This is a genomic window from uncultured Treponema sp. (assembly GCF_946187725.1).
Lineage (GTDB): Bacteria > Spirochaetota > Spirochaetia > Treponematales > Treponemataceae > Treponema_D.
This window is the reverse complement of sequence record NZ_CAMHSK010000029.1, coordinates 1-19,179: the sequence shown is the minus strand read 5'-3', so window position 1 is coordinate 19,179 and position 19,179 is coordinate 1. Positions and strand designations below refer to the sequence as shown.

Here is a 19,179-nt window from a genome sequence, read left to right as displayed (position 1 = left end):
GGAAATTATATGAATGCGAAACTAAAAAAATATCTGCTGCTTCTCGCAGTACCTGCAATGCTGCTTGTTTCATCCTGCAGCGGCGTAAACACTGAAGATGAAAGCGTTCCTGTTGGTGAAAATGGAAGCATCCGTGTTTCTCTTGGTGACAGTGTCGCCCGAACCATTTTGCCTGTGCTTGGTGAAGGAATTGAGGGCAATGCTCAGCTTGATAAATACACCTGGAAACTCGAAGGTGAGTCAGACTCAATTACAAGAAAATGGATATGGAGAGCTCCAGAGTCTGATTCATCAGCTGATTCTGATGCCATTGTTAAGGTTGTAGAAAAACCGTTTACTACACTTTCAACTTCCGTAATCGGTATGCCTGCTGGTACATGGCATTTTACGCTTACAGCCACGCTCGCTGGTACAAAAAAAGACGAAAATCACGATAAAACAACCGTTACGACATTTGTTGGAAATGGCTTCGTAGGAAGTGGTGAATCTGAAACAGCTGATGTTGAAGTCTCTGCTGGTGCGGCTAGTAAGGTAGTAACCTTTAAGATGGCACTTACCGCCCTTGATGTAGCTGTTGAAGGAAGAGGTGCCTTTAGTATTTCTGTAAACTGGACTTCTACGGATGTTAAGAAAGTCACTGCGGGGCTGTATGAGCTTCCTGCTGCGGATGCAACGACTCTTGGAAGTTTGGTGTATGGAGATAATAACGCAGAAACTGATATTACCGACGCTAAGAAATTTGAAGCGACAGGAATTAATGCCGGTACATACATTGCTCAGTTCACATTTTTTGATGCAGCGGGCAACAAACTTGGAAATCCGCCGTGGGAATATGTGTACATCGGAAGTGATACTGTAAGCGAAGGTAGCATATCTGTAACCAATTTGGACGAGGTTTATCATATCATTTATAATCCTGTTCCAACACTTCCAAGCGGCACTCTTTCTGCAAGCTTTACGCGTAATACGACAAGTGTTTCTTTGCCTACAGCTGCAATGATTAGTGAAGCAGGTTCTTTCTCCGGCTACTATTTCTGTGGTTGGTATAAAGATGCTGAATTTACTGAACAAGTTGATGCAAATTCGTATGCGGCATACGATGTCAGCAATATCCGTTCTGATATTACGCTGTATGCCCGCCTGATTCCCCAATCAAGTGCCCGACTCGGAACAGATACTAGCGTGCCGACAATTACTTATGGTGGCACAGGGGAGAATCAAAAAGCTGCCGTCGGAAACACGGCTACAGCAAGCGGCGTTACTGGTTCATATCAGTGGTATACTGTAAAGGATGGTAATGAGCAGGATATTCAAGGAGCCACAAATGCTTCTTATAAGATTACTGCAAATGAAGACGGCAAGACTCTTCGAGTAAAAGTAACTCCTGCATATAAGGTAACTAAGGTTACAGACGACGGCTTAGAAGACGGCTCTGTCCTGTATTATAAAGTGTCTGCTGGTGAGCCGGTTGCTTCAACTCCAACTAATAAAGATACAGTTGCTCCTGGAAGCTTCTCTGGAACTCCAACGCTTCAGTATAGTGGTACGGTCATTTATGGAAGCAAACCTGTAAAATCAAATATCGTAATCGGCTCGATTCTCACAGATGTTTATGGCAATACTGTTACCGGCGTTGATGCTGATTTTGAAGATTATTCTGTGCTTACAAAGACAACTGCTTTGAATGTAACATTCACTGTCAGTGGTTATTCAGGCCCTTCAGGCTCAAGTTCGCCAACAGTAGTTGTTCCTGTAAAATACGCAATCCCTGCATCAAATATAGTGAAACTTGCAGTTCTTACAGAAAATTCACCTGGGGTTACTTTAGATAATGGAAGTCAGATTACTCTTACAGGCGGAAACACTGTATTCCAAACAATTTCAACTGATGCAGCTCTTCAGTATAAAATCGCTGGAAGTTCAGGTGGTTGGACTGATGTTGTATACGGTACACAATTTCCTGCAACGGCTGGTTCAAAACTCTGGGTTCGAATTAAAGGCGTTGAAACTGCTGAGGTAGATAAAGTTATTGCTTCTGAACCGATTGTCATCAATGTTACTTCTTCCAACATATATTATGAATCTGGAAGTGGCTCTGGTGGTGGTTCGAACCCGCCTGTTGTAAGCCGTGAGATTTTAATGGATACAGGTTCAAATATTAACGCAATATTCAAGACCAATTTCCGAATGGCAAAGAAGTTCATGTATACAACAGACAGTGCGCCAAGCAATGCTGTTACAATTTCGGATACAGGTTCAGCAGTTGAAGTAAAAGCATGGCTGAAAGACGATATCCTCTATGTTCATGCAGATGACTTCTCAGGCGAATATATTAGTGCTGGTGAAACTGTCACAGCTAAGTACTACAACATGATTCCTCTTAATGCTGACTGCAGCGGATTATTTGCAAACATGAGATCTCTTACAAGCATAGACTTGAGCGCTTTTAATACTCGTGCTGTAACGAATATGAGTGCTATGTTCCAGGGCTGTTCATCTCTTACCGAAATTACATTTGGCGATGGCTTTAATGCAAGTAATGTAACAGACATGAGCTCAATGTTTGAAACCACAAAGCTTACTTCATTGGATATTGGCGACCTTGGAATTGAGGTTGAGGATGAAGGTACACCAGCTCTTAAAAATATAAGCGGTATGTTTGTTGAGAGTGAAATAAAGACAATCGATATGAGTAAGTTAAATACATCTGCGGTTGAAGATATGTCTTTCCTCTTTAGTTATGCAGTAAAACTTGAAAGCGTAACATTCGGCGGAAGCTTTAGTACGGCAAGTGTTAAAGATATGAGCTATATGTTCATGGGTACAGCACTTTCTACGGTTGATATCTCTGGCTTTGTTACAACATCTGTCGAAACAATGTCTAACATGTTTGCCGAAATGAAGAATCTCCAGGTTCTTGATTTGAGTAGCTTCAATTTGAATGGAGTCTGCTATGATGTAAGCTGTATGTTCAGCGGCGATACAGAACTTACAAAGATTTATGTTGGCTCTAATTCAGACTGGACCGACGATTTAATGGAAGTGGCTAGGTCTGGAAATAAAGGCCCGTATGGTGATGATATGTTCCTTGATTGTGAAAGTCTCGTTGGTGGCGGTAATGCCACATACTCAATCACAAGAACGGACTATACTTACGCCAATACTTCTGATACCGGCTATTTCACCGCAAAAACTTCATCTTCACAGGGGCAGCCTTAATTGTGAAGTAATTCAATCTTCTTCCCTGTGGACTTTCCCCATGCGGGCAGTTCGCAGGGAGTGCGTTGCGGCAATATAAGAAAGCGTGTATTGCCGCATGAACTCTGCCATTTCCATGAAATTATGCTATAATATCATATTGGAGGTGTTGCCATGCCATACGCAGTTTTAGAGCAGAAGCTTCGTCTTGTACCAGAAAGCGAGTTTGATTTTGTCTCACAGATTTTGGACTTTGTTTTAAGCAGAAATTCTAAACCAGAAAAAGCGAATGCGGAGACGAAGGAAGAAAAGAAAGCCATACGAAAACTCGGACAATGGAAAGGACAGGTTTGGATGGCTGACGATTTTGACGAAACGCCTGAATGTTTCAAGGATTATGTATGAAATATATCCTTGATACGCACATCTTGATTTGGGCATTCAGTGACACAGAAAATCTCTCAAATAAGGTTCAAAAGATTCTTGATACCGAAGAAGGAATTTACACAAGCATAGCAAGTTTATGGGAAATCGGAATCAAAAAGAGCATCGGAAAACTCAATGTTCCTTTTTCAGTCAAAGAACTCGAAGAACAGTGTCTTGCACAGAATATTAAAATTCTACCGATAAAATCCGATTGCATTGATAAACTGTCAGAACTTCCAAATATTCACAACGACCCATTTGACCGAATGATTATCGCACAGGCACAATCAGAAAATCTCACGATTATCACCAAAGACTCGAAAATCAAGCTGTATGATGTGAATTTGTTGTGGTGAAAAAACTCTCTTACATGATAAAAAAAGCCCTGCCGATGAATCAGCAGAGCTTGGAGAAGCTACATATCTTGTAGCGGATTATTTTCGCTTATATGTTTTTTTATCAAACCAAAGCCTGTCTCCGTTGTCTGCAAAACTGATTTTCATCTTTAATTTATCCCCGGAGTTAACTTCTGGCATATTCTTATATTCTGCTGATTTTACATCAAGAATGAGCACATCATCTTGGAAAGAATACTTGCCAGAGAAGTTCCGCAGTCGTTCGGGGGTAGTAAATTCATCCTCATTTATAAGATTTATTAGAGTTGAACCATCTGTCATGTTGTACATAGCTTTAGGCGGCCGCTTAGGTTTAAATCCGGTCCGATGATATTTAAAAGAAAATGTTCCGTTTGAATTGAATTCTATTTTACCTTCATTGTGGTTATCCACCCAAAAACCGACAATACTTTTCTGAACAAAAGCAATGTATGCTTTCCTATCCGCTTCTTTTATGGCTTCATTTATTTTCTCGATTTTTTCAGAACAAACTTTGTTTAATTCTTCCATATATTCGTCATAGACTGCATTGTTTTTGGAAAATGTGTTTAACCAAGCTTCTTGTGACTTCGCCGATAATGCAGTCATCAAAGATCTGTATTTATTAACTTGACTTGTAGACATTACAAAAGTTGGATTCTCGATGTCACCGAATGCATCCGAGGTTTTGTTGGAAATTTCATCAAGTTTTGCTTCACAAGTCTTTCTCATTTCATCCAAATGTTTTTCAGAATTTTCTTTGACCTCAACAAATTTTTTCAAACCTGCTCTATCATTTGTACAAGCGTTTATTTCCGATGAAATCTTATCGAAAGTGGTCTTGAACTCTTCGCTAAAATCCAATGTTTCATAGCTCTGGATTTCTTCTTTCCATGGCTTTTCGATTTTTGCCATGTAGCTGTTGAACTTTACCTGCGGAACAATGATTTTTGCAATAATCAGAACAACGACAAGACCGCAGACGATAAAATTTGCAAATGATGCGATGCTCTTTAGCACTGGAACTTTGTCAGAATATTTTTCTGACAATTTTTTGAACGGCAATTTGTTTATTGTATTGCCAGCTAGGGTTAGATATTTTTTGATTTTTTCGTTCTCCTTTTATTGGTAATTTATTGTTTTTGCTCACTAAGAGCTTTTTCACCACCTTCGATGATTTTAATCCATTTGAGTAGAGTTGATTGCTTGAGAATTATGCGGGCGGAAACTCGATTATTTCTCCCCCAATCTTCCATTACAAATGTCCAATCCTCATTATTATCAGAAATATTAAAACGACCATGCGCAAAACAATTTCTGATGTGATAAAATATGCATTCCAGCTGATTTTGTTTGCTTTTTTTGTAAAAGCATCCTCTTTCGGTCTCCAAATCTGAGGGAAAATTCTTCTGCAAAGATACTTCGTTGAGACTATCTTTCATCTCTTCCCATTTTTCACCAAATGAAAAAATACTATCCTTTGCAGGTACTATATGCATTTCTTTTTTCAATAAATATGTGTTTTTCCATTGATAAGAATCCAATGTTTTTGCTCTTGCCGATAGTTCTTCACAGGGCGTATGTATTACAAAGAAATCAAGAATTTTACCAAAATCTTTATTTTTAAGTTTTTCATCTATTGTGTCCTTTATCCATTTTGCAGGAAAATCTGCATGGATATATTCAGACTCATCTTTTTTTTGTTCTGCCATAAATTTTCCTCTTGTAGAAATATTTGCTTTACATCATGACTCACCAAGCCATATGGCGTAGTGAGCACTCATTTTGCCCCCACGTTCGCATAGGCTCTCCGCTCCGGCTTACTGCCTACGCTCGCTTTTTCTTTAAAAAGAGCGGACAATGCGGAAACCAAGATCGTCGGACTGGCTATCCCATCTGGTTTCGCGCCTGCGACCCACCTCGCAGTAGTACTCACCGCCGCGCACCGAACCACCGCAGACATAGCGATCGTCGCCGTTGGGATCCCAAACCCATTCCCCAACATTACCGCTCATGTCGTATAGTCCATAAGCATTCGGCTTTTTCTGAGCAACAGGATGAGTCTTTCCGCCGCAGTTTTCATAATACCAGCCAACTTTATCAAGGTTTTTACTGCCCGCGTACCTATAATTCTGCCCGCCCTTTGCGGCATATATCCATTCATCAAGCGTTGGAAGCCTGAAGCCATTTGCCTGAAGGTTCAGTGTAATTTCTTCCCACCGACTGAGGTCTTTCAATGTAACTGAATACGCAGGTGTTAACCCCATTGTATAGCTCAGCATGTTGCAAAAATAAATCGCGTCGTACCAGCTGACATTCTCCACAGGATTATTCTCGCCTTTGAAATAGCTTGGGTTTTCGCCCATTATTTTTTGATATGTTTTCTGTGTAACTTCCGTACTAAGCATCTCAATGTTTTTGCCAGGTATGGCAATCATTTTTGAATTGCCAAAAAAATTAATCAATCGAATATTCAATGCAAGTAATGCTTTGCTACTAGCCAAGTCTTTGCCCTTCGCAATGTATTTTTCTATCGCTAAGAAAGTTTCTTTTTCCTTCTCCACAACCCCCGAAATCGGCCGCAAATCCCACTCTGGCTTCATCGTGCGTGGCTGCACTTTTCCCAGCGTGCTTGTCTGCACGGATTTTCCACTCAGGGTGTTAATCACGCGGATTTTGTCGAAATTGAACTTGTATTCGCTCGGCTTTTCATCATTTTCTGCCCTTGCCGTGTAGTCAATCTCAAAGTAGATAATCGGGTCGCCTCGGGTAAGAAGAGAGTTGTATATATCGACATTGTTTGTGTATTCTTCGATAACGGAGTCACGAATCTCTGTCGCCATGTCTGGGGCTTTCTTTCTACTCAAAGCCTCGTAGTTCACAATAAAATTGTCCGTGTAGAGAAGGACACCGTCAGAATAGAGCGAAAGGTAGGCGTTCCAGCCGTTCTTGCTTCCCTCGTAAGTGCCGAAGCTCACCTTAAGCTCGTCACCCATGCTGCTCACGGTTCGTGTCGTGACAAGTGCTAGCGCTTTCTGGTCGGCACGGATTTCAGAGAGCAGGGCCGCGTCCTGTGCCTCCGTGCTTTTCTTTACAGCTTCTGCATCAGCGAAGAATTTGTTGGTTAAGTCCTCGTAGCTTTTGATAACCTGTTTTTCACGACGGGTCTTTGCGGCTTCGGTTGGCTGTCCGTCACTTCCAAGCTCTACAGTGCTGTAAGTTTTGTTTCGGATTCTCGCTTCCTCCGCCTCACGGTCTTTTACAAGCTGGTCGTAAAGCTCCTGGGAACGGGCTTCAACGCTCTGTCTAATCTCGACAAGTGCCTTTTTCTTGCTTTCAATCACATTAATCTGACCAAGAACTCCCTGCTTCTCCATTTTGAGTTTCCGCACTTCCGCCGCCTTTGCTGCCGCCTGCTTTGCCATCTCGTCTCGCTGAGTTTTGAGCGCTATGCTTCGTTCGGCTTCAAGTTTTGCATCCTGCTCAGCCCTCTGCTTCTGTGCTTTAAGTTCTGCCTGTCGCTTTCTCTCTGCGTTCTGCTTTTCAACGAGCAGGGCTTTTTCCGCCTCGATTTTTCGCTTGTTCTCAATTGCAGAAAGGTCGTTGCTCACGGAAAGTTTCGCCAAATCCGAGTCGTACTGAGCCATCATCTTCTTGAAAGTCTCTTCGTTCTGTTTTGCCAACTTAAGCTGATCATCAATAGAGAAGTCGGCTAATCCCATTTTTAAGACTTGTTTTTGAATTGAGCTGATTGCTATGTTCAGTTTTTCGGAAAGAATAAGCGTGATTTCATCGATAGCACCTGTGTCTCCGTAGAGTTCATCCGTTGTCTTGTATTCTTTTGAAATAGCCGTTGCTTTCTGCTCACCCGTGGTCATGTCAGTGTAATCAGTGCTTATACTGTACCCCTTGCCAGTTTTTCGGATTTTTGTCATAACTGCGAATTTTGCAGTGCTGATTTTACCAAGCTCAATAGCTGTATTGTCGTCTCGCCCTCCGTTCTCAGATTCTCTTTGCAGTTTTTTCAAAATTGCCTCTGATTTTGAATCAACGACAGTTTTCATACCCAAGTATTCTTGTAAATTGGACTTGAGTTTATCCTGAATCTGACCAGGAAGCCAACTTGCCTCGTTTCCAGAAATATTCACGCATTCTGGCATAACGACTTGAACAGTTGTTTGTGCGAATGTCGTTGCGACAGAAACAAACAAAACTAAAAGCATGGGTAGTTTTTTCATTGTACTTCCCTTTCGTTCTGAAATAATACTTACTTTATCCACTGATTTTGTTTCCTTTTTTTCAGCAGAACCTTTTTCTATTTTTGCAATGTCAACACCTGTAAGTTCTTGCATACGACGTTTTAGTATTTGTATCAAATTTGGCATAAAATTATTTCCTTTATTCAGTGGCAGTTTTGCTTACACTCAACCACCACATTTTTCCATTTACATCAAATAGCTTGCAAGCACTGCCGCCTCTTCCGCAGCTTTCTTTGTCTGTGCTTCCTGAGCGTCCATCTCTTTTGCTTTCAAGCCCGCTTTTGCTGTCTCGGCATTGCTTGCGGCCGCTTCTGCGTTGGCCTTTGCCCGCTCTGCTTCAAGTCGTGCCATCTGTGCCTTGTAAAGGGCCTCTTCCTCAGCCTGTTTTGCGGCTTCTTTTTTGTCTGAGTCTTCCTTCATCTCGCTGAAAAGAGCGCCTATTTTCTTCTGTGTTTCGGTGGTCAAATCGGCTCCGCCCATAATATCCATGAGATATTTTTTGCAGAGTGCGTCCCAAGTCTCTTTGCTCATTGAAAAAACCGTGTAATAAACAAAGTTCTCGCTGGTCTGTTTTGTCTCGGCGTTTGTTGTCCTGATTTTCTGGAAGAATCCTGTTTCCTCACGCAAGCCTGTCATATCGGCCTTCGTTTCACTCGCGCTCACATACAAGGCTTCAAGCTGACCGACATCGTTCAAGCCCTGACCGACTCTGCCGATTACTTTCTGATTCAATTCCGCAGCCTGAGTGTAAGCGAATCCAGCCCGACTCAGTGCCTGTGCGGTCGCCTCTGTCTTTCCGGTCGCCATGCTCACTTTTACGACACGGTTAGGCTCGACTTTCCACATTTCCTTGAATGTGTCGCTGTTTCCCCGGCGCATGTTTTTGAGCCAGGTCGGGGCTGAGACCTCGCCCATTGTACGGTCAGTCCAGTCAACGACCACAACTTTGTCGATTTCATCCGATTTTGCCTCAGGAACTTTGTTTCGTGAGTCCTCAACTTTTGTCGTACCACAAGATGCAAATGCAAGTGCCATAGCTGCAAGCACGCCCATAGATTTGATTGTTTTTTTCATAGTTATCTCCTTTTTTTATGAAAATATAAAAAAAACGGTCAGTGAGCTTGTCGAAAAGACTAAAATAAGCTTCCGACTGGCTCAACCACCGTTTTTAATTGCCAAAAAATTTCTTCAATTCTGCTTCGATTGCCTCGTCCGCTTCCTTTGCAAGAATCGGGTATGCCTTTTTCTGTGCGTTTTCCAGTGAATATGCGATTGATTTCTGTTCGACCTTGCATTGGTTTGCGAAAACTGTCTTTCCTGCTTTGCTTATGATTTTAATATCCAGGCTTGGATAAACCGTGATTGGGTCGTTTCCCACGGCGTTTGATTCCACAATTCCGTTTGCAGTATAATTCGCCTCAGTTGCTGATTTTGCAACTTTGAATCCGTTGTTTGCGAGCGTCTTTCCCAAAGCGGAGCTGATTGTGTTTCCGTAATCGCCAGTGACAGAAAGATAGACCGTGCATTTTTCCTGCTCTGCTGCGATTTTGCCCGGAATCTCACTCACCGCTCTTCTGTCTTCCGCATATTCTGCTTCTTTCTTTGCGTTTAGGATTCGTGCATATTCGAGTTTTTCAAGAAAAGTTTTTCCGCTCTTCCATGCTTTTCCATAGGCCGTGCATTTGGTAAACGGGTCGTTTTCTTCATCAGCGTTCTTTTTCATCGCATAGAATTCAGACTTAGCCCCATCAACCGTTGGCTTGTACTGTCCCCATGCCTTTTCCCGCTCGATGAAGGCCAGACAATACCATTTCTTCTCTTTTTTGTTGAAGTATGGGTCGGTGAATTCCAGAGCAAATATGTCAACCTGTGACATTACATCGACATCATTCACGACAGAAGTTGTCTCACTCACATTCTCGCCGCTCGTCACGGACTGAACGCTAGTTTTTAGATTTGCGCTCACGCTCGTCTGAAAGTAGCGTGCGATTTGTGCGACAGCCTCACTTTTTGCCGTCTCCTCAGTGTCCGCTCGCCCTCGTTGCACGATGTATTCGGTGTCCGGGTAGACCGTGCGGTAGTTTGCAAGCCAGTCTGGGGCAATCTCGGAAGTAGTTGTGCAAGATGAAAGAATTGCGATTGTTGAAAGAATCAGAATTAGCAGGGGGAAATGATTTTTAATAGAAGGAATATGACATTTCATTAGAAACTCCAAAAATGTATTATCTAATCACAAAAAAAATGTAAATGATTAGATATAATCAATTACATTTTATAGTACAATCTTAATAAATCAAATTCAATAACCTTAGGAGTCTTTTCAGATTACTATTTCTACATGGGTTTTAAAGAGAATTTGAAAGAGGAATTGAAATTTCAAGATATAAAACAAAAGGAACTTTCAGAAAAAACAGGAATCAGCGTAAACACCTTACGCAATTACATAAACGACCACAATGCCCTTCCAAATATCTACTCAGCGGTGAAAATCGCAAAAGCTCTTAATACAACTGTTGAAAAACTCGTAGACGGCACAAATCCCAACTGCTCCGATTCAGAAAAAAATTGCATAGCACTTTTCAAAAAACTCTCCGAACATGACAGGAAATCCGTAATCGCCCTAATGACAGAAATGTGCAAACCGTAATTTTTTTCTACAGAATGTTTCTGCGTTAAGGATTGTAGGGGCGGCGAAGCCGTTCACCGACATCCATGTCGTAACGAGAACTTCGTTCTCGCGGCAGTTATTGACTTTTTAAGGACGCGACATCCGTGTCGCGAGCGGATAATCCAGACATGGTTGGCGGGGAATGAAGCGAATAGCGGAACCCCGGAAAGCCTGACCCGAAGCGAGTGAAACGAGCGAAGGGGAACGCCCCGGAATATCTTTCCGCTTTCCGTTTTTAACTATCACTTTTCAGTTTGTTTTTATCTTCCAATAAACCGTAAAAAACAGTAAAATATCCCCATGTTTCGTATTTATGTAGAGCGTAAGCCAGGCTTCCAGAGCGAGGCCAGCTCAATTTTGGGTGAAATCAATGGATTTTTGGGCATTTCTTCTGTAAAGGGAGTGCGTTATTTCAACCGCTATGACATCGAGAACACTTCTGAAGATGTCTCAAAAATGGCGGCGCTGCGAATCTTCTCGGAGCCTCAGAGCGATTCGGTTGTCTACACTGAGCTTGCAACAGACCCAGCTGACACTGTGATTATCTGGGAATATCTGCCGGGTCAGTACGACCAGCGTGCGGATAGTGCCGAGCAGTGTCTTTCGCTCCTTCGCGAGTCTATGAGAGCCACGGCCACTGTCGGAACAGAGCCACCGCGCGTCCGATGTGCCAAAATGGTCATCCTTTCCGGCAATGTTTCTGCCGATGAAGTCACGAAAATTCAAAAGTATCTTATTAACCCTGTCGATTCCCGCCTTGCAAAAGCTGAAATTCCTGAAACCCTTGAAATGAAAACTGAAGTACCTGCCGATATTCCGACTGTCGAAGGTTTCAATTCTCTTGGCAAAAAAGAGCTTGACGCTTACCGCGAGAAGATGGGCTTGGCTATGGACTTGGCCGACATTCAGTTCTTGCAGGATTATTTCAAGTCTATCAAGCGCGACCCGACCGAAACTGAAATCCGCGTTCTTGACACTTACTGGTCTGACCACTGCCGTCACACTACTTTCAACACTGTTCTTAAAGACATCAAAATCGAAAAAGGCCCTTACGCCAAACTTTTCAAAGAATCCCTCAAAAATTACGAGGCCATGCACACAGACATCTATGCGAAACGAAAGGACAAGCCTCTCACTCTCATGGACATGGCTACAATCGGCGGAAAATACCTGCGCAAGCACGGTATGCTTGATGACATGGAAGTAAGCGAGGAAAACAACGCCTGCTCTATTTTCATCGATGTTCACTACACCACTGACGAAAAAGGAAATCCCCTTCCAGAAGGCAAAGAAGAAGTCGAGCAGTGGCTTCTTCAGTTTAAAAACGAAACACACAACCACCCTACAGAAATCGAGCCTTTCGGTGGTGCTGCAACCTGTATCGGTGGCGCAATCCGTGACCCTCTTTCAGGACGAAGCTGGGTTTATCAGTCAATGCGCGTAACAGGTGCGGCCGATCCAACAGTTCCTTTGAGCGAGACTTTGCACGGTAAACTCCCTCAGATGAAGATTTGTCGTGAGGCAGCTCAGGGCTTCTCTTCTTACGGAAACCAGATTGGCTTGACTACCGGCCAGGTCACAGAAGTTTATCATCCTGGCTTTGTTGCAAAACGAATGGAATTGGGTGCTGTAATCGCTGCTTCTCCATACAAAACCGTTATGCGTGAAACTCCAGAAACTGGCGACATCATCATTCTTCTTGGTGGTGGAACAGGCCGTGACGGTATCGGCGGTGCTACAGGTTCTTCAAAAGTTCACACAGAAAAATCTGTCACAACTGCCGCTGCTGAAGTTCAGAAGGGAAATGCCGTTGAAGAGCGAAAAATCCAGCGCCTTTTCCGCAATCCTGAAGTAAGCCACATGATCCGCCGCTCAAATGACTTCGGTGCAGGCGGTGTTTCTGTCGCAGTCGGCGAACTTGCCCCAGGCTTGGACATCAACCTCGATGCAGTTCCAAAGAAGTATGAAGGTCTTAACGGAACAGAACTTGCAATTTCTGAAAGCCAGGAGCGAATGGCTGTAGTCGTCCGCCCAAGCGATGTAGATAAATTCATCAAATACTGTAATGACGAAAACCTTAACGCTGTCGTCGTTGCAACAGTAACAGACAAAAACAAGCTCACGATGAAATGGCGCGGCAAGACAATCGTTGACATTGACCGCTCATTCCTCGATTCAGCTGGTGCAGTTCACACAGCAAAAGCTTCTATTGAATCACCTACAGAACAGCACAATTCACCTCTCGTAAAACCTCTCGACTCAGTTGCAAAGGTTCTTGGCAAATGCGCAAGCGCAACTGGTGAAGCAGGCGGCGAAAAACCAACAGCTGAGCAGATTAAAGAGGCATTCATCGAAAACATCCGCGACCTCGCATGTTGTTCTCAGCGCGGTCTTCAGGAACGATTCGACGGCTCAATCGGAGCAAGCACTGTCCTCTTCCCGTTCGGCGGAAAATACCAGGGCACTCCGGAATGTGCTATGTCGGCAAAAATCCCGGTCATCTCTCCACGCGAAACTTCAACTGTCTCTCTCATGTCTTACGGATATGACCCGCGGGTTGCACAGTGGTCACCGTGGCACGGAGCTCAGACAGCAATCCTTTCTTCTCTTGCAAAAATCACTTGTATCGGCGGTAAGGCTGACACAAGCCGCATGAGCTATCAGGAATTCTTCGGCCGTGCAGTCAGCGAAAAGACCTGGGGCTACCCTGCAGCAGCTCTCCTGGGCTCAATCGATGCTCAACGTGAGATGGGTTGTGCTTCAATCGGCGGTAAAGATTCAATGAGCGGAACTTTCGAGCACATCAATGTTCCTCACACACTGGTTTCTTTCGCAGTAGCACACGACGAGGCAAAGAATGTTCAGTCAGGCTCATTCAAAAAGAGCGGAAGCTATGTTTACCTCGTTCAGATTCCATATTCAAAAGAACTCGCACCGGACTGGGACGCTTTCAAAAAGAACTCAGATGCCCTCTACGAGCTTAACAAGGCCGGCAAAATCAACGCAATGTATCCTGTAGGAGCAGGCGGAATCGCTGAGGCAATCACAAAGATGTCCTTCGGAAACAAAATCGGCGTTCAGCTCACACAGATTCCGACATCAGCAACAGTCATCGGCTTCCACCGCAACGCAAACGACACAATCGCAGATCTCTTCACACCGCAGTACGGCTCAATCCTCGTTGAAACAGACGACGACAAGTTCGAGAACGGCGGCTTTGTAAACACAACAGTCCTCAGAATCGGTAACACACAGAAAGACCCGATCATCTCATTCGAAATGAAGGGCGTTGATCCTCTTCCAAAGGCAGAAATCAAACTTTCTGACCTCTACGAAGCATGGGAATCTAAACTTTCAAAAGTATTCCCGCCAGTTTCTTCTGTTAAAAAGGAAGAAAACTTGCCGGAATGGGCAAAAGAAGAGCACGCTTCACTTGCAGACGCACGCTCAAAAATCGCTACATTCACAACAATCGATTCAAGCAAGGCAAAACCACGCGTAATCGTTCCTGTATTCCCGGGCACAAACTGTGAATACGACATGGCACGCGCATTCAACCTCGCAGGAGCTGACTCACACATCCTCGTCTTCAAAAACAGAACACCAAAAGACCTGGAAGAGTCACTCGCCGCATTCAAGGCAGAAATCGAGCAGGCACAGATTGTAGCATTCGCAGGTGGCTTCTCTGCCGGTGACGAGCCGGACGGTTCAGGAAAATTCATTGCAAACGTAATCCGCGAAAAACGAATCGCCGACGCAATCACATCTCACCTCGAAAAGAAAAACCTCGTCCTCGGTATCTGTAACGGCTTCCAGGCTTTGATTAAGACAGGCCTCGTTCCATACGGAAAAATCACCGAACCAAGCGAAGACACACCGACCCTCACCTTCAACGACATCCACCGCCACATCAGCCGCGTAGTCTGGACCCGCATGGTGAGCGCCGCAAGCCCGTGGGCACTGGACGAATCAGTTTTGGAAGGACGCCCGCATTACATTCCGGTAAGCCACGGTGAAGGCAAAATCTTCATCTCAGAGCAGCTTGCAAAAGAACTTTTCGAAAAAGGACAGGTCTACAGCCAGTACTGCGATGAAAACGGCAAACCGACAATGCTCGAACCAGAAAACCCGAACGGCTCAGCATTCGCAATCGAAGGCCTCACAAGCCCGGACGGTCTCGTCCTCGGAAAGATGGGCCACTCAGAACGAACAGTCGGCATAGGCGGCTACACAGAGGATTTGATTAAGAACATCGCCTGCAACAAGGAAGCAAGCTCATGCCAGAACCTGTTCAGGGCGGGTGTAAGGTATTTCAATAGTTAGGAATTAGGAGTGAGGAGTTAGAAGTTGGGAAGGGGGATAGGGAGCCGGTCGCCGTTAGGCGAAGAAACTCGTGAGACGAGTTTCTAGGCGAGTCTCGGTGAAGGCTGTGCCTGAACCGCTCCCCCTACGGCTACAATGGCTTCGCCATTTCCGCCTACCCCTTCTACGGGGGATAATCCCCCGTAACGCCCCCTTAAACCTCGCTGTGAGTGACTTTGCTTGCGGCGAGGTTATTTTTAATCAAATCTTTTCCGTACATCTTTTATTGTCTTAACGACTTCATCACAAATTGTATTTATAAACAAATCAGAGACTTCATTTTTATCACTTTCATTTTCGTCAATGAAAAATGTTGAGATTGGAACATCGAAAAAACTTGCAAAGCGGGCGAGCGTTTCTGGTGAAACCCATTTCTTGCAGTTTTCAATGTCATTGATGAATGTGAAAGCCATCTGTATTTCATTTGAGAGTTTTAATTGTGAAAGACCTTTTTGTTTTCTTAGTTTTTTAAGATTCTTTGCCAAAATATTTCGTACATCAATCTCTTCCATAAATAATTACCCCATTGGCTTAAATCTAATTACACTAATAGATTGACTTTTCAACAAAACTTTAATAGAGTGGTACTATATATCGCTATTGGCGTTATATTTAGGAGATTTAGTCTATGGTAACACTCATTTTTTCTCTAATTTTTTCCTTTATTCCTGCAATTATGATTGGAAAATTAGGAATTGGTTTTGGATATGCCTTTCTTACCTATATTTTTGGCGTTATATTCAGTTTTGTTGGTTTCAAAATAGGAAAGTTTATACGAGACTTTGTAGGTGACGTTTTTATCTCTTCTACAGGCGGAATCGTGGGATTAGCGATTGAGAAATTTAATGCCCTATATGGAACTCAAATTTTATTTTTTATCGGGGGATTGTTTTTGGCTTTTATTCCTTTTAGTGGCAGAGGAAAAGCTCTTTCTAAAGATGCTAAGACTCAAAAAGCTGTCATGGAAAAAAGCATTTCTGATGTAAAAAATATTGAGATGATTCCGTTTCAAGCGGGAACTTTCGAGACATTCCGAATGAAAGATGAATATTATGAAGGTTACGATTATTCTAGTACGACTTTTGTTTCAAAAGAAAAAAAAGGCGATAGTATTTTTGTAAACCATCCAGCTTTTGCTATTAGTAGGTCTCCTGTAACAGCCGGATTGTATGATGCTCTTCGTGGTGAAAAAAATCCTTCCATCCAAAGACAAAAATTCGGGTTTGTAAAGGCCTTTGCTTTCTGTAATGAGTTAAGTATTAAGCATAAATTGACTCCATGTTATAGTTTTAAGGGTAATACTGATACAAAAAAGTGGTTTGAGAATAAAACAAGTAACGACGAAATAGATGATTCTATCGTTTGCGATTTTTCTGCAAATGGTTATCGATTACCGACAGAAATAGAATTTGAAAAGGCTTATTATGGCGGTGCTGACCGTGTAATGGAAGATTCTAATGAAGATATTGTCCCTGTATCAAATCCGCTTAATATTCGAATAGAATCCACTGGACGAAGTGATGATCGTAATTTGTATCTTTGCTGGAACTGGTTTTCGGATTCAACGGATATATATGCGCAAGATTTTACCGCTCCTAGTAGTCCAAAGGCTAAACATTATGAAAATACTCATCGCGTTACAAGATTTGGCTATGGCAGGACCGGTGACAAGACTTACGGCTATTTATTTTTGTGCAGGACAATTTCTGATGCTGATTATTCAAAAATGGCTGAATCGATAAAAAAAGAAAATGAAAGAATCCAGAAACTTCTTCCAAAAATGATTTTTGTGGAAGGTGGTACATTTGAAAAAAGGGATTTTAAGAATCATACCAGCGAATACATAACAGTTGGAGATTTTTATATCAGTACAGAGCCACTTTCTGAGAATCTTTTGTATGAAGTCAATTATGAATTCTGCTTAGATATTTATGATTATTTGACAAGGCAGAAAACAGAAAAAGATGATTCAGCTATAAATGAGAAAGTGTCGCATGAACAATATGGGTATGATTTTTTCACAAGACTAAGCATTGCTTCTGGGCATACTCCATATTATTATTTCTCAAGAACAATAAATCGTCCTGGAGAGATTGTTAGATTTATTGACGAATCTTCTGACGGTTTTAGATTACCTACTGAAGATGAAATTGCTTATTATGAATACAAGACAGGTGACAAAACTTCCATAAAGCATATTGTTCAAAATGTTCCATTGTCAAATTTGAAGAGCTTTAAAGAAGTAGAGGCATACTAAAGCGAAGTAGTTAGTTATGAAAAAATGTAATTGTATTAAATTGTAACTGGTGGGAAACCTAAATAAAATATCTGTCTTTTATCCTGCTCAATCGGGCAGGATTTTTTTGCAAAAATGAATTCTTCGTGTCAAGGAGCTCAAAACTTGAAGCAGATTTGTATTTCAGCTATGCTTTCAACATGTCAAACCGAAGTAATAAGCCAAAACACTCTGCCCACGAGCTTGTTTGTAAGATGCGGGACGAAAGAGGCATAACTTTTACTCAAATCACCGAAAAGGAAGCAGAACATTATCTATCTGATATAAATAATTTTTTGCGTATCGCTTCTTACCGAAAAAATTATGAGAAAAATCCTGCAGGCAAAAACAAAGGAAAATATCAGAATCTCGATTTTGCTTATCTTGTGGATTTATCTTCTATTGATATGCATCTTCGCTATTTGATTCTGAAAATGACAATCGATATAGAACATGCCTTAAAAGTTCGTCTTTTGAAAAATATTGAAGAGAATAATTTAATTGGCGGTTATGCTGTTGTTTCTGCGTTTTTGTCTCGGAATGCAAAAATCGTCAGCAAAATTGAACAAACTGCAAATTCTGCTTATACTGCAAATCTTCTTGGCAAGTATTTTACGATTGATTCTCTGACAAAAAAGATAACAGACTTCAAGGATTGTCCTGTTTGGGTTTTGCTAGAGTTTCTTACTTTTGGAGATTTTTTATATTTTTACAGATTCTTCTATGAAGAATATACAAAGACTAAATCAGATTTCTCTTGTAAAATGTTGAATAATATTAAGAGTTTAAGAAATGCGGCGGCTCATAACAATTGTTTGCTTGCGGATTTGATTTCAAAAATTGCGTATACATCAACAAAACTTGCAGTAACTATTTCAAAGCTTCCTGGTATGAATAAATCAAGATTAAAAAAGCTCTCAAATCGCTTTGTCTTGGAGTTTTCAACATTATTATTTGTGTACAAGGATGTTATTTCTGGGAATATGTTTAAAAAGCGAAGCCTCGAAATCAAAAATCTATTCTTTCATCGTATGCTTCGTCACAAGGAATATTATGATTTGAATGATGTGATAAAGACAACTTACAATTTTATCTCTGACTTGGTTAAAGCATGGTATTGATTTTTTATTTGACAAATCAAAAAATGCACAGTATATTATAACCACTACTGAAAAACACATTGTTTTTGCAAGGACGAAGCTATGGCGGCGTCCTATTTTTTTTGTCCTCGCGAGTTCTGCGTTAAGGATGCGTTGCAACTTCGTTGCTTAGCGGGGCGGCGTAAGCCGTTGGCGTAGGCAATGGAGTGCGATAGCACGGAACCCAAACGAGCACGACAACGAAAGTGCTCGCGGAAAGCCTGCCCCGAAGGGAGCGATGCGACCGTAGGGTAACGCCCGTAGTTCTTGGAGTTATTTGAACGCTCGTTTTCTTACACCACTAACCAAAAATATGCTATACTATCCCCCATGTCCGAAGCCAAAACCTATATCGCCATTGACCTGAAATCCTTTTATGCCTCTGTCGAATGTCGGGAGCGTTGTCTTAATCCTCTCACGACTAAGCTTGTGGTCGCTGATTCAAGCCGTTCCAGCAAAACGATTTGTCTTGCGGTCA

13 protein-coding genes and 1 pseudogene are annotated in these 19,179 nt (G+C 42.3%); 8 read left to right on the top strand and 6 right to left on the bottom strand.

Features of this window, described 5'->3' with window-relative positions:
* Window positions 1–9 precede the first annotated feature (9 nt).
* The 3 genes from Q0Q74_RS10365 to Q0Q74_RS10355 all read left to right on the top strand — a co-directional run bounded on the left by Q0Q74_RS10365 (window position 10) and on the right by Q0Q74_RS10355 (window position 3,980).
* Window positions 10–3,219, top strand: coding sequence for a BspA family leucine-rich repeat surface protein (locus tag Q0Q74_RS10365; RefSeq protein ID WP_294430578.1), 3,210 nt, complete (start codon window positions 10–12; stop codon window positions 3,217–3,219).
* Window positions 3,220–3,372: 153 nt separating this feature from the next.
* Window positions 3,373–3,603 carry a DUF2281 domain-containing protein gene (locus Q0Q74_RS10360; RefSeq protein WP_294430575.1) on the top strand — a complete coding sequence of 77 codons (231 nt, stop codon included), beginning with the start codon at window positions 3,373–3,375 and terminating at the stop codon, window positions 3,601–3,603.
* A complete protein-coding gene (locus Q0Q74_RS10355) occupies window positions 3,600–3,980 on the top strand; it encodes a type II toxin-antitoxin system VapC family toxin (protein WP_294430573.1) in 381 nt (126 codons plus the stop codon). Before Q0Q74_RS10360 ends, Q0Q74_RS10355 begins: the two co-directional genes overlap by 4 nt.
* A gap of 78 nt (window positions 3,981–4,058) precedes the next feature.
* Here Q0Q74_RS10355 and Q0Q74_RS10350 read toward each other — a convergent pair whose 3' ends face one another.
* The 5 genes from Q0Q74_RS10350 to Q0Q74_RS10330 form a co-directional block, all read right to left on the bottom strand.
* Window positions 4,059–4,913, bottom strand: coding sequence for a hypothetical protein (locus Q0Q74_RS10350; RefSeq protein WP_294430572.1), 855 nt, complete (start codon window positions 4,911–4,913; stop codon window positions 4,059–4,061).
* A 218-nt stretch (window positions 4,914–5,131) separates the two neighbouring features.
* Window positions 5,132–5,710, bottom strand: coding sequence for a hypothetical protein (locus Q0Q74_RS10345; protein WP_294430570.1), 579 nt, complete (start codon window positions 5,708–5,710; stop codon window positions 5,132–5,134).
* A 132-nt stretch (window positions 5,711–5,842) separates the two neighbouring features.
* Complete coding sequence (locus Q0Q74_RS10340; protein ID WP_294430564.1) at window positions 5,843–8,383, bottom strand: SUMF1/EgtB/PvdO family nonheme iron enzyme; 2,541 nt, start codon at window positions 8,381–8,383, stop codon at window positions 5,843–5,845.
* A gap of 60 nt (window positions 8,384–8,443) precedes the next feature.
* A complete protein-coding gene (locus tag Q0Q74_RS10335; protein ID WP_294430562.1) occupies window positions 8,444–9,331 on the bottom strand; it encodes a hypothetical protein in 888 nt (295 codons plus the stop codon).
* 94 nt (window positions 9,332–9,425) lie between these two features.
* Window positions 9,426–10,460: an LPP20 family lipoprotein gene (locus Q0Q74_RS10330; protein WP_294430560.1), complete on the bottom strand. Its 1,035-nt coding sequence runs from the start codon at window positions 10,458–10,460 to the stop codon at window positions 9,426–9,428.
* A 135-nt stretch (window positions 10,461–10,595) separates the two neighbouring features.
* Between Q0Q74_RS10330 and Q0Q74_RS10325 the strand changes: the two genes are divergently transcribed.
* Together Q0Q74_RS10325 and Q0Q74_RS10320 are read left to right on the top strand one after the other, a co-directional pair.
* Window positions 10,596–10,904, top strand: a complete 309-nt coding sequence (locus Q0Q74_RS10325) for a helix-turn-helix domain-containing protein (protein ID WP_294430559.1) — start codon at window positions 10,596–10,598, stop codon at window positions 10,902–10,904.
* A gap of 321 nt (window positions 10,905–11,225) precedes the next feature.
* The gene (locus tag Q0Q74_RS10320) at window positions 11,226–15,248 is read left to right on the top strand and encodes a phosphoribosylformylglycinamidine synthase (RefSeq protein WP_294430557.1); all 4,023 of its coding nucleotides are present in this window, start codon (window positions 11,226–11,228) and stop codon (window positions 15,246–15,248) included.
* Between the two features lie 236 nt (window positions 15,249–15,484).
* Here the strand turns inward: Q0Q74_RS10320 and Q0Q74_RS10315 are convergent, their stop codons facing one another.
* Window positions 15,485–15,799 (bottom strand): helix-turn-helix transcriptional regulator, encoded by a 315-nt coding sequence (locus Q0Q74_RS10315; RefSeq protein ID WP_294430556.1) that lies wholly within the window; start codon window positions 15,797–15,799, stop codon window positions 15,485–15,487.
* A gap of 116 nt (window positions 15,800–15,915) precedes the next feature.
* Between Q0Q74_RS10315 and Q0Q74_RS10310 the strand changes: the two genes are divergently transcribed.
* From Q0Q74_RS10310 to Q0Q74_RS14225, 3 genes and pseudogenes are all read left to right on the top strand, one after another.
* Window positions 15,916–17,544 carry a hypothetical protein gene (locus tag Q0Q74_RS10310; protein WP_294430553.1) on the top strand — a complete coding sequence of 543 codons (1,629 nt, stop codon included), beginning with the start codon at window positions 15,916–15,918 and terminating at the stop codon, window positions 17,542–17,544.
* 125 nt (window positions 17,545–17,669) lie between these two features.
* The gene (locus tag Q0Q74_RS10305; RefSeq protein WP_294430549.1) at window positions 17,670–18,683 is read left to right on the top strand and encodes an Abi family protein; all 1,014 of its coding nucleotides are present in this window, start codon (window positions 17,670–17,672) and stop codon (window positions 18,681–18,683) included.
* Between the two features lie 348 nt (window positions 18,684–19,031).
* A pseudogene (locus Q0Q74_RS14225) lies at window positions 19,032–19,179 on the top strand (DNA methylase); the annotation flags it as partial.